Raw genomic sequence first — 25,788 nt, 5'->3', positions numbered from 1 at the left:
TTGGGAAGGTATCATGCCTCTTACTCAAATAATGTTTATATTATTGTCCAAGCTTCAGCAGGCATAAAAATGACAGAACATTTTGCTCCTTGGAAAGTTAAGTTTGATATAGATTTTGATATCAAGCCAGTTATGACTGACAATGAAAAAGTCGCTGAGCATAAGCTTGTTGGCTCATTAATGGCAGCAGAACAGAAAATGGGATTCACAGGTTGATTATTTTTCAAAGATTTATTTTGCGTGAGTTTTACGTGAAGCAACAATTTGCGTGAAATATCTATTAGCTGAAACTTACTGCAATAACTGATCACATCTAGGTTTATTTTTCCAAATGCTTGAGTTGCAGTTTATCTCTAAAGAATTAACAGCTGTAGGTAAAGCAAGGGCTGCTGATAGTAGTGGGAGTAGTAAGCGTTTCAATTTATTCAACTAGAGTTAGTGAATAACAAATGTCTTTATAACCATTTTCTTTATCCCACGCTTTCATCTCTGGAGTACTTGTAGCAGCAGCAAATCCTTCTAAATCTTTAACTTTAAGTATTAAGTGACTTTTATGTTCATTTACCTTGATGAGTTGATATTCTTCGACATATTTATGCCCCTCCTTTTCGTGAAAATCAGCTACAAATTTATCGAAATCTTCAAAAGAACATTCAAAAGTAGAAACTATTAAGGTATTCATAAAAAAGAGCTAATTACCCCTTATTATAAATCGACTGTAAATTATTCAAATACCTCTTATAAGGTCTTCTAGAAAATTGGCGGTTTTAGTGAAATTTGCTTTTATGAGTGTAGAGTTATTTTTATTATGCAAATCTCATTTTTTGCAAAAGTAGTTTTGTTTTTAACTCTTTATTGTATTTCTGATTTATCAATCAAAAATAATATTTTGAGAAAAGTAATGAATAGAGCTAATAGAGCTAAAAAAATTTAAACTTCCCAGTTAATGGAATTTTTAACAAATTTTTGGAATAATCAACCCATCACAGTTATGGGAATAGGCGTAGCAATATTCGTATTATTAGGAATTTATATATCTTTACTCCAGATATATAAATAAATTAGTTAATTATTTTTTTAATTTTTTCTAAATTCCATTTATCAAATATTAATTTCATTTCTCTTTCGTAGTATCTTACTTTCTTTGCAAAAGGTAGTTGTTGAATAATTATTCCAAAGGGAAATTTAAAAAAAGAAGAGACATAAACAATATAAAACTCGACAAATGAAGGTTTTATTGGGAGAGGTAAATTTTTTATATGTGCCCAATCAATGCAAGGTTTTAGTTGCTTATCACTAGCGATAATATTTTTTTTACATCTCCACCAAGAGAATAGATAAATGCAAATAAAAATCGGTAACGGAAGAAGTCGCAACATTAATTAAAAATTTATTTCTTCAGGAGTTATTAATTCAGGATAACCAAGCCTGAATTTACCTGCGGTGCAAGTAGTAAGCGTTTCATTTATTTACCTTTTAACAAAAGGTTGTGAGAACTAACTATGGATATTTCCATCCCAATTTCTTTCACTCAAATCTCCTGTATTTTTTCCAGTTTTCTATAGCTTCCAAAATTTTTTTCATATCATCAGTTGATGTTGGATCCTCATGACCCAAAAAATTTGGATATTTCTTTGCTAATTCCAGTAAATTAAATTTTGGATCTTCCTGTCTTAGTGATTTCAACTTTTTCATACCTTCCTCAAACTGAATAACTCTATTTGCGCTTGTAATTGATTCTTTTGTCCATTCTCCGCTAAAAAAAATTACACCCTCTTTAATACATGCGCCTATTCCTCTCATGGATACAAGAGATAATTTCTTTTGATATGGAGTGGCATTTGATTTTTTTGTAATTCTCTTACCTCCATACTTTGTTGGTTCTGAAGTATATGTTGTCCCATGAACAAACTCATGATGTCGCTTTACCACCTTAAGTTTCAATAATGCGATATATTCTTGCAAATCTGGATTATTAAGCGGGTCGATTAAGCCTTTTTTGAAGGTACTAGTGACTTTCAAGTCAGGATAAAGATGAACTCCTTCCTTAGGTAAATTTTCTGGACAACTTTTTAAATTTTCTGCTAGCAGTCGATCATTAATAAAAAAAGAGCTTGCTACTAATCCAAATTTAATTATCTTTACTAAAAAATTTTTATACTTCATTTAAATATTATTAAATTGAACATATTTTTAAAATTATGTCATATATTTCTTAAATTATTTGTGCGATCGTAGCAAATTATTGATTCACGCAAAACTTAGCTTTAATCGTAAATAAAATTAAGATTAAAACTTCAATATTATAAACGGCATATTTCTTTAATTAACTCGAGCTTCCCTCTTTCATATCCGTATCTTGAAATAGAAGGAACTATTTCCCAATCAATTGTTGATTTTAAACAATTAGCTATTTGCCAATCTTTAAGTGTTTTTCTTGAATTACTTGCATATTTTGTACTGAATTTATAAATATATCCATTTTCTAGAGGTTCCTTGTTGTTAAAAAAAGTTCATAGTCTGTGCCCATCCAAGTGTTTTAATAAAAAGGTTCTTCTGCCTTAATTCTGGAAGGTAAAGATAAAACAACTAATACTATAATAAATAAGCATTTCATCAGAGATATCCAAAATCACAAGTTAATGCTGCAAGTTTTCGATTACTTTTCTTAGTGCCTTCAGGAGGTAACTTCTCATACTTAGCGAGAATAATCATTTCATTAAGTCTGTTAGAGTTCCATTTCCCATCATCTATATTGCACAACTCACTTAAAAGTTGGTCTTTATCTTCACCCTTTATTGGACATGAGTAAAGAGGTTTTATGAAAGTGAGTGTTGCTAGTAGTAGAAAGCATTTCATTTATGCAACAATTTCAATCGAATATACAGTATCCTTACAGTTATTTTTTTTATCCCATTCCTTTGCAAAAGGAGATTCCATCTCTGCACCTAATTTTTCCAAATCAGTACAGTTCATTAATAAATGAGATTTGTGTTCATTGACTTTTACAAACTCATAATCAGTTACAAACTCCTTGCACATTTCTTCAAGAAATAATGTCGTTACATCATTTTTAAATTCTTCAAATGTACAACTAAAAGTTGAGATGATGAGAGTGTTCATTAAAAAAGGAGCTAATTGCTTTTTATTTTAAATTGACTGTCAATCTCATTCTATGAGTAGACTTTAGCAACTATTGGACCAGCTTCTTCATCAGTAAATACAGGTGTAGTTTCCCAATTTAGAAATTCCCCCCATTCAGCAGCATGTTGATATATTGCTTTTGGATCATCAGTCTTTAAAACTATCCATCCCTCTAAAGAACCTGGTGCATGATATCTTCCAATCATCTCAACTCCAGGATAATCTCCCCCGCCACCAAGAAATTTTTCTGCGCCTTTTTGATGATATCCGGCCTTAAATGACCAATGCTGAACATAAAGCATTTTATTTTTTATTTTTATTGGCTTTCTATTACTAGCAAAAAAAATAATTCTTGAAAATAAATATTGTTAATTGCCCCTTATTGTAGATCGACTTTAAAAAATACTATCAAATCCCAGGCCTAATTTACGAAGAGCACTAGGTAGCATATTCGAATCCTTTCGCCCCGAATCTCATAATCCAAATCATAGAAAGTTTTCCCAACCTGATTTTTTTGTTGGGTAAAAATTGACATCATTCTCTTGATATCAATTTGATATCAATTCTAGGTTTTCTGAAGATTTCAGTACTTCAAAATTTATTTTTAATTGACAGTCGATCTAAAATGAGAGGGATAAAAAAACCCTTTTTTTTATGACAGATAGAGAAACAATTGAATCAATGTTGTACGAGTTAGCAACACCTCAGAAAATGGGCTCATTTTTTGTAAATAATGCCACTTCAGATTTTTTACTCATCAGGCCCAGTGGAAATCCAATAAGTGCAAAGGGATTCGAGGAAATGATGAGTTCTGGAGATGTTATTCAGGAAAAAGCAGAAATTACAAAAATTCATAAGTTTGAATTTCTTTCTGCCGATGTAGCAATGTGTGTTTTTACGCTTGGGGCAAAATTCTCTTACAAAGGAACTCCTAATGATGATTTGCCAACTGTAACTTCAATCTTTAAAAAGATTAATGGGATTTGGAAAATCCATTGGATGCAAAGATCAACGGGAGATTCAGATTTATCTTTATGGGATTAGCAAGTAATTAATAGATAAGAATATTTAAGGCATAGCAATTACTTATGAGGTAGATATTTTGTTATTAATAGTTGGTTTTGCATATTTAACCTTCAAGATGACCTCTAACAAATGAAACCCTCACTACTTGTACCGCTTATAGTTAATAATTAAAAGCCAACTTAGAGATAATCGTATACCATTTATAAAAATCAAATTTTAAATGAAAAAAACTATTTTGATTGGTTTAATTGCTGGCATTGCTGGCCTTGCAATTGGTTATAAAGTTCCAAAAGACAAGAATGTTGGTTATGTAATGATTTCTGGCAGGATAACAAATCCAGAACAAGCAGGTAAATACTTTGAAAAAGTAAATGATGTAGTTGTTAAAGGTTGCGGTGCGAAGACATTAACAGTTGATTATGAAACAGATGTAAGGGAAGGATATGACGGACCATTTAGTGTACTCGCACAATTCCCAAGCAAAAAAGCCGCACAGAATTGTTATGAAGGTGATTATCAAGAAATTATTCCCTTAAGAAAAGGAGCTATAGATATGAATTTCAGAATAGTTGAAAGAAATAGATAAAAAAGAGTCCTTTAAATAGAACAAGATAAGATAGATGGAATTTTTTAAGGAGCTTTGGCTTAATCAACCTAGTACGATTATCGGAGGAGGTGTCGCAACATTAGTATTAATTGGAATTTATATAAAATTACTCGATATATATCAATAGTTTTTTTCTAAAAATGTTGGGTAGGTACTTTACCTAAAATTTGACACTATTTTGAAGAAATTGCTAAATAATAATCAGATTTGAGGATTAACAATGAAAAAAGACACTTACACAAATATAAAAGAATCAGAGGCTTTGGAAAGTTTCTTTGAATGTATAACCTCTTGCAGTATCAATAGTGAAGGAGTCGACTGCACAACAGCCTGCTATACGAAACATTTAGAACCAAAAAATATTGATTTCCCATTAAATTTTTCATAATCAAAAATAGTTACTTACTTTATCTAGCAAAATAAATAATTCCACCAATAAAAGTGCTCCCTACAAGTAGCAAAATCATAAGAATTGCAATTAGTTTTGGTAAACTTCCAATCACTTAACTAGGTAGCTGATGGGCTGGTGGTGCTTGAAATTTTCTTTTTTTCTCTTTGATCTTTTATAAATAATAAATATGCCTAAACTTAATAAAGGCATCAATAAACTTTCTAAAAAAATTGGAAAGTTATTCATATTCTTTATCCCTGTCTAATAGCTCTCTTATATTTATATCTGCGAGTTCATTATCGTATGTATTTTCTCTGATTTCTTTGATAATTTGATCTAAATCTTCCATAATCGTCAATCCGTATGTAACAGTTTTTTAAAACTATTTAAGTCAAAGTAACATTTAAATTATTGACAGTCGATCTAAAATGAAGGGCAATAATTTCCTTTTTTTTTATGTCTTGTTCAGTCACTTCAGTATTTACTTTTAAAATCGAAAGCACTTTCGATGAATGGTCTGCAATATTTGATAGTGCGGAAGCGGATAAAAGGCATTCAGAATTTGACATTAAGCCACTTTTCAGAGGAGTAAGCAAGGAAGATCCTCAAAAAATAATTGTTATTCATCAAGCTCCAGAAGGTAATGTTAAAAAGTTTGTGGAAGCAAATGGTGACTGGATGGCAACTCATAGAGTTGACTTATCAACAATGGAGGAATCATCTTGGACAACTTCATTAAAAAAAGACAATTGTTGTGACTAAAAAATGAAAAGTCTTCTACTTTTTAAAATATGGACAAACGTTGCTAAAATTTTCAGGGGAAAATAGGCAATACCACCTAAGAATTAAGTTATAGCTCGAAACTTCTGTGCTTACATTGGGTGGGCAGTGTTTTGGCAGCACTAGGTAGCATGTTCGAATCCTTTAGCCCCGACTCTTAAAACCTAAGTCATCCAAGCGGGTCCCCCAATTCGCTTTTTTATTGAGAAATTTGTCAACCCATAAAGTAGGGAAAAAGTGGACAGATCTATTGACAAACAATCTTTTATAAATATCAATTAGCTTCTTCTTACCCAATCAGGAGATCCACTAAACCAATCAGCGATATCATCATTCTTAGGATCAAAATGACTTTCAGTTTCCAAACCATCAAGTCCAAGTGATTGGATCAGTCCATTTATTCCATCTGAATGTTGTTTTCCATATCTTCTTAAGCTATTTGCTTTCTTTAACCATGTCCATATAGTTGAATTATGTTTTGCAAACTTTTCCACATAAATTCTTTCTTCCAATGAAACTGGCTCATCTATAGAAATCCTTTTAACAATATCCTTAATTTTTAAACGTGTCTTGTTTGTTAGAAACATATACATAAAAGAAGTTAATGTTTTATAGAAGTTTTTTTTATGAATGTCTTGTCAATCTTGATTTCAAGAAAAAGTTCGTTTTAGGAAGTTTTCGTACTCAAAAATATTCATTTCAAAATACTCAAACTTATTTGGTAAAATCTGCTACTAAAGATGATTTGAATAACTTATGTACAATCAAGATCTATATAAGGTTCTCTAACAAATTTAGGATTTTTTAAAGATTCAAGAAAATCAACTTTTCTTGGTTTTTCCATATGTTTTATCAATGATAAATATTTAAAAAATAGTCTGATAATTTTCACTATGTTTTTCAAGAGGGTTTTAGTGCAGCTTTACCCCCCTTTTTTTGTCTATTATTAATTTATGGAGAAATTTACTCTTATCAGTAAGGACAGATCAAGAATAAAAGTCTTTGAACCATTTGAAGATGTTTCCAAGCCTTCGCCAAGCATTGATGCAATGATGATTTCTTATGGGTGTGTCTATAAGAAAAGTAGTAAACCAGTTATGAAAGGCAGCAGAGTTGAAACTTTAGAAGATGCAAGAAAGGAATATAAGCAGTTATTGGAAAAGGGTTGGAAGAAGACAAGTATTTTTAGAAGTTATTTTTAATTTGAAAAAAAATTTGCATAATTTCTTACAACTGGTAATTTTAGTGGACTTGGATAAGTTTAAATGCAAGATCAAAGAATTGAAAAGATAGCAGCTGTTGCAGTAAACATAACTAAGGCGCTGGTAATAATTTATTTAGGCTTCCTAGAAGTATTCAAAATCGGCAAATTAATCAGAGAGAAGTTAGATGCTGAATTTGATATTTCTCGAAAATGGGCTGCACAAGCTTATTCAATTCTAAAAAAACGACAAGCGGAACGAAAAGTAGCGGGAATTTAAAAATTTTTGCTATAAATTAATTGAGGCCAAACCTCGTCAGCACACTCTACGTTTGCTGCAAGACATAGATTGATTCAATATAGTTGAGAGTCGATTTAATAACCCTTTCAGTAGTTGGAATTTCTGGAAGGGTTTCTTGTTACTGATATTTATTAATTAGGCGATTATAAATTACCAACAAAACTATTACTCCAAGCATGCCATAAGCGGCATGGTATGGGTCGTGATGATTCTGCCAAAGCTCTTGTAGTAGGAGTAGTAAGTTTTTCATAGTTCAATAGAGTCAGCATCAACCATAACCTCTTTATCAAACGATTAATATTTAATTTTTTTATTTAATTTATTTATATTTAGCCCAATGAACAGCATCCATATAATTGCAAAGACTATTGGTAATGTAACGGTAGCAAGTCTCATCATTATTTAAATAGTGTTATTTGCAAAAATAATACCGTTTAAATAAATAGCTAAGGATAGGTATTTACCTAAAATTTGACGTAAGCAATAGGTAAAGCGAGAGAATCTAATAAAGATATCAAAAATCTCTACACAAAAAAAGCTAATTGCTCCCTTATTTTCGATCGACGTCAATCAGCAAAACTATGTCATATTTATGTCATATTAGGTCTTTTTTATCAGGACAAACTACGAACAACTTGAAGGGAAATGATTAGAGCTTATAAACCCAAGTAATAGATATTTTTCTCAGCCTTTCTTTTTTATTTTTAAGAATTTTTCCTGAATGATTACGGACAAATTGTGGACAAACGATGCTTAATTGAAAGGTGTAGTGTTATTAGTAGGGGCTATTAGCAGGATTTCAAAAACTATCCCAGTTAAGGCAATTGGCAAAACCCAAATACCTATAAATCTATGATCAAAAAATCTTAAATGATCTTCACCCCTGAAAACACTTCGTAAAGAAGTAAATAGGGTTTCTGGTTGCTTATAAGATGGCCCATTTTTAGATTGAGAATATGGCTTAATAAAGGCGGAAGAATTAGAAAACTTTACGATTTTTCTTAAAAAATAAATAGGTAAAACCCATATGGCAAAGAATCTTCCACCAAGCCACTGTCTCGCATGAGGCAGAGCATACTCTTTGATAGATTTATTCTCTGGCATTCCAGATTCCAAATTCTTATAAATTTTTTCTAATGTAAATTCATTACTTGATTTATTGATCATTTGATTTTCAGAAAAATTTACTTTGAAAGGTTTTATAAATAAAAATATTCCTAACTACTAAAATAACTAAAACGTAGTTAAGAATATTTTCGTTGGTTAGGTTCATAAAGACGGAATTTATACCGTTGCAGATTCGCCAAATATCTACATATTCTTTATAAATAAAAAACTCTTTTTTAAAAAGTAAATAATATACATAAGAAGGAATAATATTTAATAATTTAGAGTTTTAATTAAGAATTTAATTTAATATTCATGACTAATAAAATATATTTAAACCTCATTTTCTAAGATTGCAAAAAAGAAAATGAGGTCAAAGGGAGGTTCTCATTACGAACCGCTGTGTCAAAGCTAGCGGTGAGTAGATTGCCCTAATATCTACTCATATATTTATATAATGAGTTTTAAAATTCAGGAAGATTAATTTTATACAAATAACTGTTTAATATTTTATGTGATTATTTCTTAGGAAAAGTTAATTAATGTACTTACTATAGTTATTGAAAGATATAAAAATGCATAAAGAGAAACTGCAAAAAATAAATACTGTTCTATTGGAATCATGACAAGGTTTTGATATAAGGGTAAGAATAATTTGACTAATTTTTTGTTAAAAAGATATTCCGTAAAATATAACTTTGTTCTATTGATTCATTTTTAAGATAAATATTTTTTGGCAAATTATTATTCGTAGAATTAAAAGCACCCCATTTTTTTAGCAAAAATAAGGTATAAAAAAATGCGATTAAGAATGGTGCTCCCACAATTAAAAATCTAATGTCCATCAAAATTCCCTATTAATAAGATTTAAACTGCATTGCCAATATTGCTCCAAGAAAAAAAACGGTTGGAATCCCTAGGGCATTAACTGCTGCGGTTCTAACAGTAAATACTGGATAACCTTCTGCTGGTCTGCCACTATCTGGAATTAATGCTGAATCTTCCCATACTTGATAATTTTTAAAAGGAGCTACTCCTTTCTTTGGTAATCCTAGTGGCGTTAATCTAAATACATCCCACCTACCTAACCAAAAGACTGTAAATATCCATGAGAATATTATTGGTGCAATAACAAGTAAAATCCTGAAATCCATTTCTTAAAAGTAATAATAAATTTGATTATTATTTTGTCTTTTTTAGTTAAATAAATGATTTGATCATTAACTTATATTTAAAGAAAAACCCTTAATAACATTTCCTCTAATCATTAGTAACATCATGAAATGATTAATTGATTTACTTAAAGTATATTTTTTTGGGTTGCGATATTTAGATATTTTATTTGATGTAGATTTTAATTAATTAAAAAACAGATATGGAAACTTTTAGATTCTTACTTTTTGGTTTTGCAGGAGTTACTGTAGTTTTTTGGGTGGCAATAATAGCTTTATGGCATGCATACATGTTTCCAAGATTTTTCAATGAAGATAAAGGTTTAAATTCTGTTATCAATCAAGAAATAAAAGTTTCAACAAATCCAATTTTAGGCAGTTTGGTTAACAGCAACAATTTCAGAAATAGACATAAATATTCAATGAAAAATTTGGTTATCGCGGATTTCTCATCTGCAAGTAATAATTTCAAATTAAATAAACTCTACACAACAGTAATGATTGGAGTTACTTTTGCAAGTTTTATTTTTCTTACTTATGGATTAAGAAGTTCAATAACAACGTTAAGTTAAATGGAATCTATATATATGTAATTGTTTTTATTACTTGCTTTGTTTATTTAATTTTTGACTTATTAAAAATATAAACATTAAATAGATTGCTAATGTTTTTTGCCAGCTAATAAAATTTTTCTTCTTATATAAAAGAACACTAATGTAGTTATTATCATTACAGGTGGATGAAATGATATTGAATTTAGATATTCAAAGTAATTAAATGATTCCAAGATTTTTGCTAGTAATTTCCTTAAACTTTATTTCATCTCTCAAATTTTTATTGATTTAAATAGATCAATATCTTGTATAAAATGATAGTTAAATTTTTCTTAACTAATATTTATTGAGAGATACTCAAGATAAAAAATAACAATAATTATTGAATAACTTATCAATTTTGTGCGAACTATTTAGTGCAGAATGCTAATACTTAAAAAATAAGAGGGCATTTGTTTGCCCTCTTCGAGTCTTATACACCTCACTGTCCACAAAGTCGATGAAGTGCTTTTGACCCCTGAATAATTTCTACTCCTATTGAATGTTTAAAGATAGTCGTGACAACCACAAAGCACTAATACTCGGGTAATAATACTCTATTAATTTCAAGTTAAAAGGAGGATAATTAAGAAGTAGAGATAAAGGAGGTTTTATGAAACTCGGCAATCCCTTCACAGCTCTTAGAAATGCAACTTCAGATATATGGAGAATGCATGATTTCAATTATCAATTACCCAAAAAAGAATTAAAAAACTATTGGGATCAAGAATGTGTAGCGCATCCAGCTAATAGTCATTGCAAACTTTATTGTGATTAATATCCTTTCTATTTTAAGTATTCTTACCCTTGATTTTTATATTCAATCCGTATTAAAGCTTAGTTATTAAAAAAGGAGGAAAAGTAGATGACTAATTTAAGTTTAGAGATTCTTTTTTGGACAATCTTAATTGCATATCTTGGATTAAGGTTGAATCAAACTTGGAATGGCTACAAACAACAATATTAATAGGAGGACAAAATGAGACTACAAACGCAATTCACTGTTCCTAAAAAAGATTTGAGAGATCTTGCTTACGTAAGGAAAATGCAAACTTCAGAAAAAACTCTAAAACTAAGTTGTATAGATTATCCATCTGAGGAAGATTGTTTAGTTTGTTGCAATTAAGTATCAATAAATAATTATTTTTTGCTAATAAATTCTAATCGTATTTGTTAATCCACTAGCAGAGAGGTTGAATTATGAAATTAAAATTTTGCCCTGCAACTATTTTTAGAGAAACTCCCAAAGTAACTTTTTTTGATGCAGGCATAGAGTCAACTAATGGTTGTGATGTAGTTATGCATTCTGGAGAGGCTATATCCCCTCCAGATCAATTGGAGTATGAACAGTACTACGTGCACAATCACCAAATTGATCACAATTTAGTTATTACTGGAGAGCGGAAATTTATTTTGATAAATCCAACTTGGGACGAGCCACATCATGTGATTTATCTAAAAAGATCTATGGGAGCACTTGAAATTCCTATTGGAACTTATCACAGGTCAATCTCTGGGAAAGAAGGGAGCATTGTTTTAAATCAACCTATCAGAGATAAATTTTTTGATCAAAAAAAAGAATTTGTTCCTCAAAAACTAAACAAATTAAGCCTAATTAATGCCAGAAAAAGTCCACCCGTTTATTGGATTTGGGAAAATGATCAAATCAAAAGATTAATGTTTAATCCTTTAGTAAAAAAAACTACAAATTCAAATTGATATTAAAACTACAACTCACTTCAAACTCAATTAAAGAGGACCTTAATCATGAAAAAAAGAGTTATTATTCTTGATACAAATGTTTTATTACATGATCCCGAGTCACCTCTTCATTTTGCCAATGAAAATGTTGTGATTCCAATTCAGGTAGTCGAAGAGGTTGATAGATTCAAACGCGATCCTGGAGAGAAAGGTCGCAATGCCAGAAGAGTTTCTAGATTATTAGATAATCTCCGAGAAAAAGGTAATCTATCTTCAGGTGTAAAAATCAATAATAAGTTTGAAGGGACCATAAAAGTTGCATTTTGCAGAAAAGAGACCACTGATAGATTGCCCTCAGAACTTAGTGACAGTAGTGGAGATAATAAAATTTTAGCTGTCGCTCTTGAAGAAAAAAATACCAAAATCTTATCAGACTTTCCAGAAGTAGTAGTTATTTCAAAAGATACAAATTTGCGAATCAAAGCGGATGCAGTTGGTCTTAAAGCTGAAGATTACAGTAAAGATAAGGTCTCGTTAGATAATTTAGAAAAAGGCTTTAGAGAAATAAGTTCCAATTCAGATGAGATAAATAAGGTTCAAAAAGATGGTTTTATTTATTTAAGAGATATTAAATCAAAATTTGAACCATCTTTAGTAAGTAATGAGGGTGTAATCTTAAAAGATAATTTAAAAGAAAATCATACTTATTTAACTAGATATTATCAATCTGAGAAAAAGTTAGTAGGTCTAAATTATTTAAGAAGATCAAATTTAGGTAAAGTAAAGCCTAAGAATCTTGAACAAAGTTTTGCTTTGGATTTGCTACTAGACCCAAAAGTTCAATTAGTAAGTCTTATCGGGAAAGCAGGAACAGGAAAAACTTTACTTGCTTTGGCAGTTGGACTACATCAAGTTGCTGATGAAAATATATACGAAAGATTATTAGTATCTAGACCTCCAATACCTTTAGGAAAAGAATTAGGCTATCTTCCAGGCAGTCTTGATGAGAAATTAGCTCCTTGGATGAAACCAATCATTGATAATTTAGACTTTTTAACAAGTCCAAAATCGAATAAAAATGGAGAGAAAATTGATCGTAAAGAAAGAGATATAAACTCTAAAAACTCATGGGAAGATTTAAGAGGAATTGGTCTACTGGAAGTAGAAGCAATTAATTACATTAGAGGAAGATCCATTCCAAATCAATTCATTCTTATTGATGAGGCCCAAAACTTAACACCTCTAGAAGTAAAAACCATCGTTACAAGAGCAGGAGAAGGAACAAAGATTGTTTTTACTGGAGATCCAAATCAAATAGATCATCCATATCTTGATTCTGATAGTAACGGATTGACTTGGTTAGCTAAAAAATTGCATGGTCAGAAAATAATTGGACACATAACTTTATCTCAAGGAGAGAGAAGTGATTTAGCAGAATTAGCAGCTGATCTTTTGTAGGAAAAGCTTTAAAATTTTTATACACAAATTAACAAAATGGAGAACAATATGAATGACAAATTTAAATTTGATTTTGAACAAGAGAGAAGCAATGAGGTTGAATTAGTTGCAAGTAATTTAGAAGCAATTTTAAAATCTAGTACTTATAAACTTGCTCACGAAGATATTGAATTATTGAATACTGATGAAATGCGAGGGGTGAGGATGCTCCTCGAAATTACAAAGCCTGAACAAGTTATTGAAAAAGAAAATATAATTTCAACTGTTATTGTTTTTGGAGGAGTTCACATATCAGAAGAAATTGCATCAAAAAGAAGGTTAGATGATGCAGAAAAACTTCTTTCTAGTAATCCTAAATCTAAATCTTTAAAGATAAATTTCGAGAGATTAAAAAATTTGTACTCACTTTCACATTATTATTCTGCAGCAAGAGAATTATCTAAATTAATCTCGCTGGATAGCAAAACAAAAAATCCTTATTCTCATGTAATAGTTACTGGTGGTGGACCCGGGATTATGGAAGCAGCTAATAGAGGAGCGTTTGATGCTGGATGTAAATCGATTGGATTAAATATAAGCTTGCCTAATGAGCAGCACCCTAATTCTTTTATTACACCTGGACTGTGTTTTAAGTTTAATTATTTCGCAATGAGGAAATTTCATTTTGTTATGAGATCTGCTGCTGCTGTTTTTTTCCCTGGAGGATTTGGAACTTTAGATGAATTATTCGAATTATTAACATTAAGACAGACTGGGATGAAAAAGGATATTCCAATAATTTTATTTGGAAGAAGCTACTGGGAAAAGGTAATTAATTTTCAATTCCTATCTGATATGGGTTTGATTGGAGAGAATGATTTGTCTATTTTTCAGTACGCGGACACAGCAAATGAGGCTTGGAATTTAATAAAAAATTTTACTTATACCAATTAAAAAATTTTAATCCACATATATTATCAACTTTTTATTCTCATAATTCATCAAACATCAAAAGTATTAATACCCTATCCAATGCAACTTTAATAGTTCTTAAATCATCTCTATTTTCTCTATCCGCGATATTATGAATATTAATTTTAAAACTCTCTGCTACTATCGGATAGCTGAATAGGCTATAGATAATGCAACATTATTTCCATTGCTGGATCTATTTAACTTTATTTAGATTTAAAGTCATAACCTTTAAGTTCGAAAAATAATTATATTCTAATTAAACCAATAATTCTAGAATTTAGCCTATGCAAGAAACTTACCAAAAAAAAATATTTTTAAGAACCATACTGCTAATTTTAGGATCAATTTCTTTCAGTCAGCAAATCCTCGCACTTCCATATAAATTTACTTGTAAGGTTGAAGGTACATATGTTGTTAATAATAGAACAACTGCGGACTCAAAAGGAAAAAAAATTTATCCTACTAAATTAGCTGAAAATAAATCCGAAAAACTTTCTGAAGATTTCAATGTTATTGTTGATATCGATCAAGGGAAAGGGACCATTAATGGTTCAAAGGCAAAAATAATTTCAAGTAGGATAGATGCATTAAAAGAAAAAGGACCAATAGTTAGCCCAGTTGTTCTTTATTCTTCTGGACAGAATTTATGGAAATCAGAGGGACCTATTAACTCTGTTTTTAATTCTGGGATATTAAAAAAAAAAGAAGCTAAGATTTATAAAAAGTATTTAATACTAGATAAGGGAGAATCCTCACTTTCAAAATTCACTTTAATAAATACTTATGAAAATACAAAAAAAGAACTCAAAATCTATTCCGATACAAGAAAGCTTGATTTTGAAAAAGATATCTCACAAGAAATATCTTATGGTTCTTGCAAATATTGATCTTGGCATAAGGAGATTCTTGAGTAGAACTAAAGAACTCGCAATCAAATATTAAAAATCAGATAGTAGCAACACTAATAAAAAAACCTTTTTAGGATAATAGAAATTCATATTTCTAAAAAAATGATTAATTTTAAAGATAATTTTTCAAGCCAAAGCTTTTACCCAGATAGTAATTATTATCTTGATCAGGCAAATACTCCTAAAGAGAAACCAGATTTAGAAGATCAAATATCAAAAATAGGGGGCAATTTTGAATGGCCAAATAGCTATTGGTTTATTGCAGAAAGAACTAATGGCAGGCTTGCAATGATTGGATTTATGGCTGTAATTATTAACTATACTTTATTTGGTTGGATAGCATATCCAATTCTTTAAATGAGTAATTCAAATTTTTATAAAAATGGAGTTGATAGTTATTGAGTTCATTGGCTTCAATATGCTTCATTTGTTGTAACTGCATTTGCTATTTATATCGGTTGGGCATTTTTCAATGATGCAAATTTTCATCATTTTGCTTTGAAAATATTTATGTTCTGGACCTGCAATGGATATAACCAATTAAGTTATTGCGTTATGCATTGGAATGTTGATTTTTATCCCTAATAATAACTTCTAAACATAGAATTCTCACTGGACATTTATACTTGCAGGTTTTTTAATTGTTTGTGGTATTTTAATAAAAATTGTTCATCACTAAGTAAATTTCTGGAGAAAAAAATCTTCTTTGTTGGAGCATCATCTCAAGTATGGATAGTAAAAAGATTCCTTTTCTGTAGTTTTATTTTGAGAACCATTTTCAGTCTTTTTATTCATTCTCCACTCACCTGACCAACTACCTCCTCCTGAGTAAAAGTATGTACCTTGACCATGTCTTTGTGAGTTTTTAAATTGTCCAACATACTTATCTCCATTAGCCCAGTAATAAGTTCCCTGTCCCTCTCTTTCACCATTTATCCATTCTCCAACATACTTATCTCGACTATCCCAGTTAATAGTTCCAAAGCCATGCTCTTTTCCGTTTGATATTTCTCCAACATAATACGCATTAGTATATCTCAATTCACCAAAACAATTATACTTTCGGGAAGAATTACATCTAGGCAAAGTAACTATTTTAGTACTTAATTCTGCACAGCCTTTATTGTCTCCAGTAACAATACAACCTTCATTAATTCTTGGATCTATATTTGCATTAACTGCAATAGGTACAGCTGTGGTTGCAAATAATGGGAGTAGAAAGCGTTTCATTAATTTACGACATGTAAAAGAAGCTACATTTCGTTCAAATTATAAAATTCAAAGGAATTTCATATTCTGAATTTGAAATTTATTATATTAAATCAAAACTAAAATTCTGACTTGCTATTAAAACCAAATTGTTTTTCATCTTAAAACTTTAGCTAATTGAAGTCCTTTGATATAAATTTTGAATATTCAATCAAATAAATCAGTTCTTCTCCATCCCTGAGAAAGTAATCTTTCATAAATTTCTCTGGCCAATTCTATATCTACTGAAACCGTTGTTTCTATTACAGGTGGTTCTTCCCCTAAAGAACCAACTATCTTTCCTGAGTCAATAAAGATATACTCGAAAACTTCATCAATATTTCTATCATTTTTTATAAATCTTTTAATCTCTGATCGATTTGAATTAATCAAATAAAAAAACTTCGCCATTAATTTAACGGTGCTAGTAGGTATTTAATTTTCTTAAAAAAAACTCCTCAAAACAATATCTAAATCTTTTTAGTTGTATTAACTGAACACTTAATATTACGATAATCCTAACTAAAACCGTAAAGTTCATAATTATTAGAAATAGCTATTTTTAACCATACTTTACATAAATACTTCCGCTATGCATTGTTCAAGTAAAAAAACCACTTAAGAAGTTAAAGTAAATATAGTTGATATTAGGATTTATTTTTGCATTAATTACATCAATAAATAGAGTTTTACTTCCTTCAATCTTAGAACGAATCCAAATCCAAAAGGTTACATCACATTAACTCCATAAAGATTTTTTTTGAAATTAAGCATCATAAATATGGTCTTAATTTAGTCAAATGTCTTTGAAGAGTCTTCGAGCAACTCATTTAATTTTAAGAGTTCTTCTTCAGTCAATTCGCGATATTTTCCTATTGGCATGTCTAACTTAATATTCATAATTCTTATACGCTTTAAAGATTTGACTCTATAGCCTAAGGTCTCACACATTCTTCTAATCTGACGATTAAGTCCTTGAGTGAGGATGATTTTGAACTCTTTTGGCCCCAATTGTTTTACGAAACAACTACTAGTTATGGTATTTAATATTTCAACTCCATTACTCATTTTTTGAATAAAATCTTTATTAATAGGCAGATTAACCCTTACGATATACTCTTTTTCATGCTTATTTCTTGCTCTGAGTATTTTATTTACGATATCTCCATCGTTTGTTAAAAAAATTAATCCTTCGCTGAGTTTATCTAATCTTCCAATAGGAAAGATTCTTGAAGGATAATTAATGAAATCTACTATATTTGAGGGTTCTTGTTTTCTATTGGTTGTACAAACAATTCCCACAGGCTTATTAAAGGCTAAATATATATTTTTTTGTTTTTTTGATTTTTTGATTTTTATTCCTTTAACCTCTACTTGATCTTCATCTTTTACTTTGGTCCCAATTTGAGGGATCTTACCATTAATAGTTACTTTACCTTCTTCAATTAATCTATCTGCTTCTCTTCTAGAGCAGTAACCGACTTCGCTTAAAAATTTATTTATCCTGGTAGTCATTTTGGATATTTGTTTTTTTAATCTGCCCTAAAATTAATTTTATTTCCACTTAATTTTAGATTAACTGTCAATCAATAATACTTCATCCCTTTAAAGTCAGTAAGTTTAAATTTCGAATCCTCTCGTCCCAATAAGTTAAAGCTAAGTTTTTAAATGTTTCCTTTAATTTTTGGTTCAAATCTGCCAACAAAATTCTGAACCAAATAGTCTTTTTGGGAATTTTAACTAAAATTAGACTAATAATATATATCTTGTGAGAAGATTTTTATTCATATTAATTCTAACTTGTGGATATTCTCCCTCCGCTTTTGCTCATCATGGACCATTTAGCATAGAGAAAGAATCAAACATACATGAATTACATCTAGGCATAACAGAGACTACTAATCCAACAGGAGAACCTAAACGTTTCGGAATAAGAGCTTGCAGTACAGAAGAATTAGATTTTGTAAATCCATGGCGTTCTGCTCAGAAAGGTACTATTCCATTCAAAGTTAAAACTGAAGACATTGTTGCTTTCGGTTTAGCAGGGACAATAAATTCTGGATTTAATACAGGAAATGCTGCTGCTGGAGCTATAAATGTAATCACCAACCCTATATCACTACCATTATCAATTCTCTCAAAAGGCGGAGGTAGCACTTTCCAATATTCAATCCTTACTATGAATAAAGAGAATGGAAGAATTGCTCAAAGAGGTATTACTTTATATAGTCAAAAAGATGTTAATTATTTAAATGATTTTTTGAAAACATCAACAGGATATAATCAAGGGGAACAATTAACCTATAAAGAATTAGAGAAAAAATATCTTTTACTTAAACAAAAAAAAGAATCGACAGTAATTAATTGCGGATATATGGAAAAATATGGAAAAACAAGACCTCAAAAGAAGGTCAAGTCATCAACAAAAACATCCATAAAAATTAACTGCAATTCACCAGTTTGGAAAAATCGTCCACAATGCAATTAGTTCAACCAGAATGATACTATAGATTACTTAATTACAGAAAAAGTTTATTAATGACTGAAAAAAAGAATCTCTCTTCAGCTTTAGCCAAAAGGGATAAGAAAGAGAAATATATTATTTATTTTGTAGGTGCTTCAGTATTACTATTTATTCTTGTGGGACTTAAAGAAATTAGCCAGTCAAATCCTTATTTATCTGCTCCCGCTTGGTTTAGTTTTTTATGCGCTATTTTTACGCTTTGGAGATTTTGCAAAAAACAAACAGAAAATCCATTCGCATCTATTTTTAAAACTTTGAAAGATGATTATGTCTTTGACAAATACATAACACTTCAACTCTTCAATATTTTCTATGCGGTTGGCCAAGGTCTTGGAATAGGAGCTGCATTTGGATTTTTTGTAGATTGGATTCATGCATTGATTTCAAATTCATACTTGAAAGGTTTTTACTTATCTGGTTTTATAATTAGTCTTCTTTCTGTTGTAATCTTAAGGGTAACAATCGAAGTTTATTCAATAATTTATAAAGCAGCTATAGAGTTTAGAGACTATATGAAAGAAAAAAAATAGCGGCCCTTTAGTTAAGCAATAGGTTGTTGATTAGCGATTAATTTTATAACTATGCCGCAAATTATTATTTTTAGAAAATGATACTCAAATTAATACAAGTTTTAGCGAAGTAAATTAATTCTCATAAGGATAAATAATTATTAACACTTTAGACGTCAATATTTAATTCAATTAAGATTTAAAAATAATTTCATCTCTTTAATGAGAAAAAACTCTGCCTTCCTTACTTTAATCCTTTTATTTGCTTCAGTATTTGATATATCAGCTGCTTATGCAGGTGCTTACCAATCAACATGTCCAGCAAAGAAGTTTGCAAAAATAGAAGCTGATATCAGGAAGAATTTCAAGCCAAGAAGAAATCTTAAAAAGAATGGTCCGCCCGATACTGTTGAAAGAAGAATTGAAAAAGCTTTTAAGGAATGCAGAGTTCCAATTCAAATAACAGGTGAAGAAATAATTTCTCCTGACGTATCCATACCAGTTACTAGAGTTACTTCTTGGATAAAAAGTGGCTATTCAAACAGAAGAGTAAATACTGGTGTAACAACAACAATAATTTTTGGGCCTATTGGAGCCTTGGGCTTTCTTGGGAAGAAACATAGGTACAGTTTTATAGTTAAAGGTTTTGATGCAGATGGTAAACAAGCTACAATTCAAATCGATCTTTTTAAAAAGCCAGACATAGAGAGGTTAACTCAAGAATTGCTTTTAGTTACTGATCTCACTATGGGAGAAAAAAGAAGTATTGATAAAATAAGAAAGATAGAAAGTGAAGGTTTTGATTCTTCATTAAAAGAAGAAGAAGAAGAAATAAGAATGGAACCTTTAAGGAAGTCAGATGAAATGCGTTTAGAGTTAGAAAAGAAGCAAAATTACATGCCTTAATAGTTCGAACATGATAAAAAGTACCAAACACATTCTCTTACAAAAAAATTTTCACAAAATATTTGATACATAAAACACATAATATTGTTCTAGTAATATATGTCTCGTCACATTTTATATTCGCCTAATTAAATATTAATATTTCTCTCAAGAAAGCCCAAGGCTCCTCTAGACCCAAATATTATTTTTGTTCCAATTGAAGAAATTTCATTACCCAGTAATATTTATATTTTGATTTAGACTTTATATTTTAATTAATCAAAATTTTATGTATGATTTATAACCTAATGACAAGAGGAGGATTCTTAATCAGCAAATGAAATTAATATTAAGGTCAATTTTCTATATGCCGGGAGTAATTATTCATGAATTTTCACATCATTTGTTTTGTATTATTTTCAAGGCAAAGGTTATAGATGTTTGCTACTACAATTTCAAAGATTCATCAGGATATGTACTTCATAATAGACCTAAACATTTGTATCAGGATATTTTAATTTCAACCGCTCCATTTTTTTTAAATTCGTTTTTGGGAGGATTAGTAGCTTACCCAACGATCATAAATAAACTATCAACAACTGGATTAGCAAACTTGAATTGGCATGATTTTTTAAGAATAATTATTTCTATTTCAATTGGAATGAATGCCATACCAAGTAAGGGAGATGGATTAAGTGTTTGGAATTCTGTGGGGGATAGCGATATGAATTTTTTTCTAAAAATATTTGCTCAACTTATAATAGCGCCTTTGGTTTTCATCATTTACTTACTAAATTTTGGTTCTTCATACTTAAAAATTGACTTACTATATGGAGTTTCTATTTGTTTAATAGGTCCCAAATTTTTGAATTTTATTTATTTAAGCTTTGTTCAAGATTTCATAAATGGTTTTCAAAATCTCAAGTTTTAAAATGTTTTTGCATATATAGGATTATTTACCAAGAATCATTTTGTATTATTTTAATGATTCTGCATTATCTCTCTAACAAATGAGGATCAAAAGTTTCTGTAAATTCATAAAAAATTTTTGATATTATATCTTTTTCAAGATTTAATTGTTGATCCTTTATCCGTATATTACTGTACCTCAAACCGTACATTCTTATAAATCAAAATATTGTTGCGCCTAGCTAGAACATATTTAGTTAAGAAACTATTTGAATGCCTTCAACACCAATTCAATCTTGTAATAAATTTGTTTTGAGTTACAAAGATTCATTTAACAAAACTCATCAAGTCGGTTTCTACGCTATCAATGCGCATGATTGTCTAATTCTTGCTAGAGAATTCGACTCTTACATTCATGACCATCCAGATTCTGTAATCAGAATTCAACAAAAATTTTGAGGTAATTAATCATGAATTTTAAAATATCGCAATTTGCAATCCAAGATAAAAATTCAACAGATCTTGAAAATGAAAAAGACTTTCCAACACTTGCGGATTTAATGAGAGAACAGCAAATTTCAAGTAATGAAGCTAATACAGTTCACCATAGAAGAGACTTAGATTCTCTTGGTTAGATTTAAATATATAGTTTTTCATTCATAAGGTTATATTTTCTTCCTTAAGTTTTTTTTTAAGCTCTATTGGCATATAAGCGACGTCTTTCTTAATTGCATCAATTGCATCTTTATACTTTTTAGGTTCAGCTAAAAGGATTTTTATTAAATTGTATTGACTTTCAATTTCTTGAGAAGAGAATTTTTCCATAAAAAAATAAGTCTAGTCAGTCTGTATTAGAACGAAAGTTAATCATTAAAAAATTCACCACTAATCGGAGGCTACCGCAATTTCTTTGTGGACAGAGAGAAATTCATGATCTGTTAAAACTGGTGTTACTTCAATTTCTACTCCAAAATTATCCACCCAGATATTACTCCATTTCCAAATGTTCTGATGGTTTGAAGATTCAACAATTGCCCAACCATTAGCTCCCTCAGGATTTACTACTCGATTAACAACTTTAAACCCATCAAATTCATCACCTTCGCATCCTCCTTCTACAAAACCGGCGAAAGCTTCAGCACCTTGCATATGACTTTCTTGATCTGGGAATTGCCAGTGAACTATGTATGTTTGCATTAACAAAATAACTTTTATTTAATTATTAATTATCGAATTGAAAAATTAAATAAAAAGTCTTTAAACACTAATTAACAAGTTAATAAGCCTGAATAAAGAAAATAACCAAAAAAAAAGACTCTTACGAGCCTGGGTGATGGGGACTCCTATAATGACAAATTTAATAAAAACAAACAACCCCATCAATAGGTAATATTTATTACTTACAAACACCATATGTAGTGCTAGGATTTGAAAAAGGCTGGGTGATGGGGATTATCCCGCTTTTTTAATTTAATTGGGGCGAAGCTAACGCCCTTTTTTTTATATAATTCTTTAATAAAAAAAGAAAGATCATTGAGAGAGTCGATTGCTCAGTAACATATTATTTAAAACATTTTGCACCTAACAATAGTGCTTACACCTTAAATTTCCATCAGCAAATACTATAGATAATTGTTAGATTGAATTTATGATATTTCCACCTTCTCAAGTTGTTTTTTGTCTATTGTTATTATCAATAGCAGTAGTTCTTATTTGGGATATTAGATACAGTCCTTTTGGAGAAGACGAAGACGGAATTTAATACTTAACTAGGAAGCTGATTTGTAGGAGGTGCATGAAATTGCCTTTTCTTTCTTTTGAATCTTTTGTAAGCGATTAAAAAGCCTAATACTAATAATGGAATAGCTATTGAATTAATCATTTTAAATACTTATATATACATACATATAGAAACAAATTTATCTTAAATATCAATATTCAAATTCAATTTCCTAAAATAAAACTATCTCCTCCATCTTAATTTTTAGTTTGAATAATGAGTAGGCAAAACTTTCACTCCATAACAAACTAAACAGCAAATAATTATAAATATGCCGCTTTAATAACTCACTTTTTCTTATTTCTCATTTGATATTGCAGAACAGCTTTTAGGTGTTGTACTTCTTTTTCTAAAGTCTCAATTCTTCTTTCTAGTTCTTCATTAGTTGCCATATTTTTGAGAGATAAATTCCTTGATATTTATACTATTAAAAAAAGTGACTTGTAACCCATGGGAAACGTCAAATAAGTATTAGAGCCTATTGATGAGCATAATTTCTCTAGATAAATTATGCAGAGTATAAATTGAGGGGGAATTTATGAGTGGAGATTATGAGACACTAGAAATCAATCAACCTAAAATTAGATATTTTCAGAAAAGATCAGAAAATAATACAGAATGGTTAGATGAATTAATCAACCAAATTGAAGATATGAAAAACAATATATCCAAATCTACATAATGAAAGAAAAAGAGTTGAAGGAATTAGAGAAATTTGTAAAAGAAAATGGTTACAATGACGAGCTTAAAGATATATATACTTAAAGGAAGTTATAGACAAAAATAAAGAATCCGAATGAAATCAAATTTTCGACCAAATATTCGACTGGCTATAAACATTCTTTTAGTTATTGGTACTTTTGCTATTGCTTTAAAGATTGCTCCAATAGCAGAGGTATATCAGGAAAAAAATCTATGTATTAAATATTTAAAACATCAAGTAGCTCGAGACAAACTTATCAAAAGACTAAAAATAGTTAAACAAGCAAATCCATCTAGTATTTGTGAATCTATCCTTAAAAGTTAAAAATGAAGATTAAGTCATTTACACCCTTAATTGCAGTCTTTGGTACTTCATTCCTGATAACCATTACATTGCTTAAAAGTTTCCAAATTTTTATGGGTATATCAATTTGTCTTTTAGCAATGCTTAAGCTTATGGATATTGAAGCTTTTGGAACAAGTTATAAGAAATATGATTTAATATCTTCTCAATTTGATAGCTGGATATATATTTATCCTTTTTTTGAATTAATAATTGGGATAAGTTTTCTGAATTCTTCTCCACCTTCTCCAATTATTTTTATTGCTCTAGTTTTAGGAATTTCTGGAATGATTTCAGTATTTAAGGCCGTTTATTTGGATAAATTAAAATTAAATTGTGCATGTATCGGTGGATATGCAAAAACTCCTTTGGGAATTATTAGTTTTATCGAAAATCTTTTAATGACAATTATGAGTGTCTTGATTTTGATTAAATAGCAATTTTATAAATTTTCATTTATGGTTGATTTAAATATTAATTTTAATCATCTTAATTAGTATGGCATTTGATAAAGTATTTATTAAAAGAAAATTTTTAAACTATCTAATTTTTTCTGGAATTCTTTTTGCAAATACAATTAACGTTGATAGGATTAGTGCAGCTACTCAAGAAAATATAGATATCCCAAAAGTTGTTTCTTACAGATCAGCATCATGTGGTTGTTGCAAAAAATGGGTCAATCATTTAAGAGATAATGGATTAAAAGTTATTGATAATATCCTTGAAGATGTCTCAGTAATAAAAAACCAGTATCAAATTCCCAATAATTTGAGATCATGTCACTCTGCTGAAATAGCTAACTATACGATTGAAGGACATGTCCCGATTGAATCAATCAACAAACTTTTTAGAGAAAAACCAAATATCAATGGGATAGCTGTACCTGGCATGCCATTTGGCTCTCCTGGAATGGAAATGCATTCTCATGACTCACACTCTCATGATTATGAGAACTACAAAGTAGTTTCATTTAGTAAAACTGGCAAAACAAAAATATTTGATAAAATCTCTCCTTAATACAAATATTAAATTTGAAATAATGCATATTATTCTTAGAAATTTTAAATTTTTTATTTTTTTATTTTTCTTATCTCTAAATTTCAATATTTATTCTCATGCGCATATGAGGGGTACATTTCTCTCTGAAGAGGACGCTGAAAAAAGATCTTTAGAACTTGGTTGTGAAGGAATACATAAGAACCAAGATAAATGGATGCCATGCAAAAACGAAAAAGAATTACATATTTATTTGAGGAGATAGATGGAAAGATTAAAAACAAATAAAAGAAAAATTCACAGAAAAATTACTGCAATTTCAGCAATCCCTTTACTAATTACTATTTTATCTGGAACTATTTATAGTATTCTTCAACCATTAGGAGTAGATGTTTTTTGGTTAATCAAATGGCATACAGGTAATTTTGGCATTATCAATTTGCAACCTTTTTACTCGATATTTCTTGGTATAGCATCAATAATCTCTATTATTTCCGGCCTAAGACTATTACAAAAAAAAGCTTAAATACATTATAAGCTAAATCAAAA

General features: G+C 29.7%; 41 protein-coding genes. 27 read left to right on the top strand and 14 right to left on the bottom strand.

Annotated elements, in window-relative coordinates:
* Positions 1-216, top strand: a 216-nt coding sequence (locus tag JJ842_08860) for a DUF3303 family protein (protein MBO6972021.1), incomplete at its 5' end; no start/stop codon positions are given.
* 205 nt (positions 217-421) lie between these two features.
* Here the strand turns inward: JJ842_08860 and JJ842_08855 are convergent.
* The 6 genes from JJ842_08855 to JJ842_08830 all read right to left on the bottom strand — a co-directional run bounded on the left by JJ842_08855 (position 422) and on the right by JJ842_08830 (position 3,446).
* Positions 422-682, bottom strand: a complete 261-nt coding sequence (locus JJ842_08855; GenBank protein MBO6972020.1) for a hypothetical protein — start codon at positions 680-682, stop codon at positions 422-424.
* Positions 683-1,061: 379 nt separating this feature from the next.
* Positions 1,062-1,379 carry a hypothetical protein gene (locus JJ842_08850; GenBank protein ID MBO6972019.1) on the bottom strand — a complete coding sequence of 106 codons (318 nt, stop codon included), beginning with the start codon at positions 1,377-1,379 and terminating at the stop codon, positions 1,062-1,064.
* Positions 1,380-1,527: 148 nt separating this feature from the next.
* Positions 1,528-2,166 carry a hypothetical protein gene (locus JJ842_08845; GenBank protein MBO6972018.1) on the bottom strand — a complete coding sequence of 213 codons (639 nt, stop codon included), beginning with the start codon at positions 2,164-2,166 and terminating at the stop codon, positions 1,528-1,530.
* Between the two features lie 450 nt (positions 2,167-2,616).
* Positions 2,617-2,859 (bottom strand): hypothetical protein, encoded by a 243-nt coding sequence (locus JJ842_08840; GenBank protein ID MBO6972017.1) that lies wholly within the window; start codon positions 2,857-2,859, stop codon positions 2,617-2,619.
* Positions 2,860-3,123, bottom strand: a complete 264-nt coding sequence (locus tag JJ842_08835) for a hypothetical protein (protein MBO6972016.1) — start codon at positions 3,121-3,123, stop codon at positions 2,860-2,862.
* 50 nt (positions 3,124-3,173) lie between these two features.
* A complete protein-coding gene (locus JJ842_08830; GenBank protein MBO6972015.1) occupies positions 3,174-3,446 on the bottom strand; it encodes a DUF3303 family protein in 273 nt (90 codons plus the stop codon).
* A gap of 352 nt (positions 3,447-3,798) precedes the next feature.
* Here JJ842_08830 and JJ842_08825 point away from each other — a divergent pair, with 352 nt between their 5' ends.
* The 4 genes from JJ842_08825 to JJ842_08810 all read left to right on the top strand — a co-directional run bounded on the left by JJ842_08825 (position 3,799) and on the right by JJ842_08810 (position 5,930).
* Complete coding sequence (locus tag JJ842_08825; GenBank protein MBO6972014.1) at positions 3,799-4,188, top strand: DUF3804 family protein; 390 nt, start codon at positions 3,799-3,801, stop codon at positions 4,186-4,188.
* A gap of 202 nt (positions 4,189-4,390) precedes the next feature.
* Positions 4,391-4,756, top strand: coding sequence for a DUF1330 domain-containing protein (locus tag JJ842_08820; protein MBO6972013.1), 366 nt, complete (start codon positions 4,391-4,393; stop codon positions 4,754-4,756).
* Between the two features lie 241 nt (positions 4,757-4,997).
* On the top strand, positions 4,998-5,165 hold the full coding sequence (locus JJ842_08815) for a hypothetical protein (protein MBO6972012.1): 168 nt from the start codon (positions 4,998-5,000) through the stop codon (positions 5,163-5,165).
* Positions 5,166-5,624: 459 nt separating this feature from the next.
* Positions 5,625-5,930, top strand: coding sequence for a DUF3764 family protein (locus JJ842_08810; GenBank protein MBO6972011.1), 306 nt, complete (start codon positions 5,625-5,627; stop codon positions 5,928-5,930).
* Positions 5,931-6,226: 296 nt separating this feature from the next.
* Here the strand turns inward: JJ842_08810 and JJ842_08805 are convergent, their stop codons facing one another.
* Positions 6,227-6,535: a hypothetical protein gene (locus JJ842_08805; GenBank protein ID MBO6972010.1), complete on the bottom strand. Its 309-nt coding sequence runs from the start codon at positions 6,533-6,535 to the stop codon at positions 6,227-6,229.
* Between the two features lie 366 nt (positions 6,536-6,901).
* On the opposite strand from JJ842_08805, the gene JJ842_08800 reads away from it, so the two are divergent.
* Both JJ842_08800 and JJ842_08795 read left to right on the top strand, forming a co-directional pair.
* Positions 6,902-7,150 carry a DUF1651 domain-containing protein gene (locus tag JJ842_08800; GenBank protein MBO6972009.1) on the top strand — a complete coding sequence of 83 codons (249 nt, stop codon included), beginning with the start codon at positions 6,902-6,904 and terminating at the stop codon, positions 7,148-7,150.
* A gap of 63 nt (positions 7,151-7,213) precedes the next feature.
* On the top strand, positions 7,214-7,429 hold the full coding sequence (locus tag JJ842_08795) for a hypothetical protein (GenBank protein MBO6972008.1): 216 nt from the start codon (positions 7,214-7,216) through the stop codon (positions 7,427-7,429).
* A 774-nt stretch (positions 7,430-8,203) separates the two neighbouring features.
* Here the strand turns inward: JJ842_08795 and JJ842_08790 are convergent.
* Positions 8,204-8,617 (bottom strand): hypothetical protein, encoded by a 414-nt coding sequence (locus JJ842_08790; protein ID MBO6972007.1) that lies wholly within the window; start codon positions 8,615-8,617, stop codon positions 8,204-8,206.
* A gap of 797 nt (positions 8,618-9,414) precedes the next feature.
* Positions 9,415-9,711 carry a cytochrome b559 subunit beta gene (locus tag JJ842_08785; GenBank protein MBO6972006.1) on the bottom strand — a complete coding sequence of 99 codons (297 nt, stop codon included), beginning with the start codon at positions 9,709-9,711 and terminating at the stop codon, positions 9,415-9,417.
* 221 nt (positions 9,712-9,932) lie between these two features.
* Here JJ842_08785 and JJ842_08780 point away from each other — a divergent pair, with 221 nt between their 5' ends.
* The 8 genes from JJ842_08780 to JJ842_08745 all read left to right on the top strand — a co-directional run bounded on the left by JJ842_08780 (position 9,933) and on the right by JJ842_08745 (position 15,700).
* Complete coding sequence (locus JJ842_08780) at positions 9,933-10,301, top strand: hypothetical protein (protein MBO6972005.1); 369 nt, start codon at positions 9,933-9,935, stop codon at positions 10,299-10,301.
* A 634-nt stretch (positions 10,302-10,935) separates the two neighbouring features.
* Complete coding sequence (locus JJ842_08775) at positions 10,936-11,100, top strand: hypothetical protein (protein ID MBO6972004.1); 165 nt, start codon at positions 10,936-10,938, stop codon at positions 11,098-11,100.
* A gap of 201 nt (positions 11,101-11,301) precedes the next feature.
* Positions 11,302-11,448: a hypothetical protein gene (locus JJ842_08770; GenBank protein MBO6972003.1), complete on the top strand. Its 147-nt coding sequence runs from the start codon at positions 11,302-11,304 to the stop codon at positions 11,446-11,448.
* A 74-nt stretch (positions 11,449-11,522) separates the two neighbouring features.
* Positions 11,523-12,041: a hemagglutinin gene (locus JJ842_08765; GenBank protein MBO6972002.1), complete on the top strand. Its 519-nt coding sequence runs from the start codon at positions 11,523-11,525 to the stop codon at positions 12,039-12,041.
* A 48-nt stretch (positions 12,042-12,089) separates the two neighbouring features.
* Positions 12,090-13,481, top strand: coding sequence for a PhoH family protein (locus JJ842_08760; protein ID MBO6972001.1), 1,392 nt, complete (start codon positions 12,090-12,092; stop codon positions 13,479-13,481).
* A 48-nt stretch (positions 13,482-13,529) separates the two neighbouring features.
* Positions 13,530-14,414, top strand: a complete 885-nt coding sequence (locus JJ842_08755; GenBank protein ID MBO6972000.1) for an LOG family protein — start codon at positions 13,530-13,532, stop codon at positions 14,412-14,414.
* A gap of 305 nt (positions 14,415-14,719) precedes the next feature.
* Entirely contained in the window at positions 14,720-15,322 is a 603-nt protein-coding gene (locus JJ842_08750) for a hypothetical protein (protein ID MBO6971999.1), read from the top strand.
* 123 nt (positions 15,323-15,445) lie between these two features.
* A complete protein-coding gene (locus JJ842_08745) occupies positions 15,446-15,700 on the top strand; it encodes a high light inducible protein (protein ID MBO6971998.1) in 255 nt (84 codons plus the stop codon).
* Between the two features lie 360 nt (positions 15,701-16,060).
* Here the strand turns inward: JJ842_08745 and JJ842_08740 are convergent, their stop codons facing one another.
* The 3 genes from JJ842_08740 to JJ842_08730 all read right to left on the bottom strand — a co-directional run bounded on the left by JJ842_08740 (position 16,061) and on the right by JJ842_08730 (position 18,106).
* Complete coding sequence (locus JJ842_08740; GenBank protein ID MBO6971997.1) at positions 16,061-16,573, bottom strand: hypothetical protein; 513 nt, start codon at positions 16,571-16,573, stop codon at positions 16,061-16,063.
* A 186-nt stretch (positions 16,574-16,759) separates the two neighbouring features.
* Positions 16,760-17,002, bottom strand: coding sequence for a DUF1651 domain-containing protein (locus JJ842_08735; protein MBO6971996.1), 243 nt, complete (start codon positions 17,000-17,002; stop codon positions 16,760-16,762).
* 381 nt (positions 17,003-17,383) lie between these two features.
* Positions 17,384-18,106: a pseudouridine synthase gene (locus tag JJ842_08730; GenBank protein MBO6971995.1), complete on the bottom strand. Its 723-nt coding sequence runs from the start codon at positions 18,104-18,106 to the stop codon at positions 17,384-17,386.
* Positions 18,107-18,359: 253 nt separating this feature from the next.
* Between JJ842_08730 and JJ842_08725 the strand changes: the two genes are divergently transcribed.
* The 6 genes from JJ842_08725 to JJ842_08700 all read left to right on the top strand — a co-directional run bounded on the left by JJ842_08725 (position 18,360) and on the right by JJ842_08700 (position 22,053).
* Complete coding sequence (locus JJ842_08725) at positions 18,360-19,079, top strand: hypothetical protein (GenBank protein MBO6971994.1); 720 nt, start codon at positions 18,360-18,362, stop codon at positions 19,077-19,079.
* Between the two features lie 50 nt (positions 19,080-19,129).
* Positions 19,130-19,645 carry a hypothetical protein gene (locus tag JJ842_08720; protein ID MBO6971993.1) on the top strand — a complete coding sequence of 172 codons (516 nt, stop codon included), beginning with the start codon at positions 19,130-19,132 and terminating at the stop codon, positions 19,643-19,645.
* Positions 19,646-19,846: 201 nt separating this feature from the next.
* Positions 19,847-20,530, top strand: coding sequence for a hypothetical protein (locus JJ842_08715; protein ID MBO6971992.1), 684 nt, complete (start codon positions 19,847-19,849; stop codon positions 20,528-20,530).
* A gap of 316 nt (positions 20,531-20,846) precedes the next feature.
* Positions 20,847-21,440 carry a DUF3267 domain-containing protein gene (locus JJ842_08710; protein MBO6971991.1) on the top strand — a complete coding sequence of 198 codons (594 nt, stop codon included), beginning with the start codon at positions 20,847-20,849 and terminating at the stop codon, positions 21,438-21,440.
* Positions 21,441-21,691: 251 nt separating this feature from the next.
* Entirely contained in the window at positions 21,692-21,877 is a 186-nt protein-coding gene (locus JJ842_08705) for a hypothetical protein (protein ID MBO6971990.1), read from the top strand.
* A gap of 11 nt (positions 21,878-21,888) precedes the next feature.
* Complete coding sequence (locus JJ842_08700) at positions 21,889-22,053, top strand: hypothetical protein (protein MBO6971989.1); 165 nt, start codon at positions 21,889-21,891, stop codon at positions 22,051-22,053.
* Between the two features lie 22 nt (positions 22,054-22,075).
* Here the strand turns inward: JJ842_08700 and JJ842_08695 are convergent, their stop codons facing one another.
* Complete coding sequence (locus JJ842_08695; GenBank protein MBO6971988.1) at positions 22,076-22,243, bottom strand: chorismate-binding protein; 168 nt, start codon at positions 22,241-22,243, stop codon at positions 22,076-22,078.
* 60 nt (positions 22,244-22,303) lie between these two features.
* Positions 22,304-22,615, bottom strand: a complete 312-nt coding sequence (locus JJ842_08690; protein ID MBO6971987.1) for a DUF3303 domain-containing protein — start codon at positions 22,613-22,615, stop codon at positions 22,304-22,306.
* Between the two features lie 1,121 nt (positions 22,616-23,736).
* On the opposite strand from JJ842_08690, the gene JJ842_08685 reads away from it, so the two are divergent.
* From JJ842_08685 to JJ842_08660, 6 genes are all read left to right on the top strand, one after another.
* The gene (locus tag JJ842_08685; GenBank protein ID MBO6971986.1) at positions 23,737-23,880 is read left to right on the top strand and encodes a hypothetical protein; all 144 of its coding nucleotides are present in this window, start codon (positions 23,737-23,739) and stop codon (positions 23,878-23,880) included.
* A gap of 114 nt (positions 23,881-23,994) precedes the next feature.
* Positions 23,995-24,225 (top strand): hypothetical protein, encoded by a 231-nt coding sequence (locus JJ842_08680; GenBank protein ID MBO6971985.1) that lies wholly within the window; start codon positions 23,995-23,997, stop codon positions 24,223-24,225.
* 2 nt (positions 24,226-24,227) lie between these two features.
* A complete protein-coding gene (locus JJ842_08675) occupies positions 24,228-24,680 on the top strand; it encodes a hypothetical protein (GenBank protein ID MBO6971984.1) in 453 nt (150 codons plus the stop codon).
* Between the two features lie 61 nt (positions 24,681-24,741).
* A complete protein-coding gene (locus JJ842_08670; protein MBO6971983.1) occupies positions 24,742-25,260 on the top strand; it encodes a metal-binding protein in 519 nt (172 codons plus the stop codon).
* Between the two features lie 106 nt (positions 25,261-25,366).
* Complete coding sequence (locus JJ842_08665; GenBank protein ID MBO6971982.1) at positions 25,367-25,504, top strand: DUF3721 domain-containing protein; 138 nt, start codon at positions 25,367-25,369, stop codon at positions 25,502-25,504.
* Entirely contained in the window at positions 25,505-25,765 is a 261-nt protein-coding gene (locus JJ842_08660) for a hypothetical protein (protein MBO6971981.1), read from the top strand.
* The last annotated feature ends 23 nt before the right edge of the window (positions 25,766-25,788 follow it).

This window comes from Prochlorococcus marinus CUG1433 (assembly GCA_017644425.1).
GTDB lineage: Bacteria > Cyanobacteriota > Cyanobacteriia > PCC-6307 > Cyanobiaceae > Prochlorococcus_A > Prochlorococcus_A marinus_U.
The sequence above is the reverse complement of the archived record's forward strand: the minus strand, read 5'-3'. Positions and strand labels throughout refer to the sequence as shown.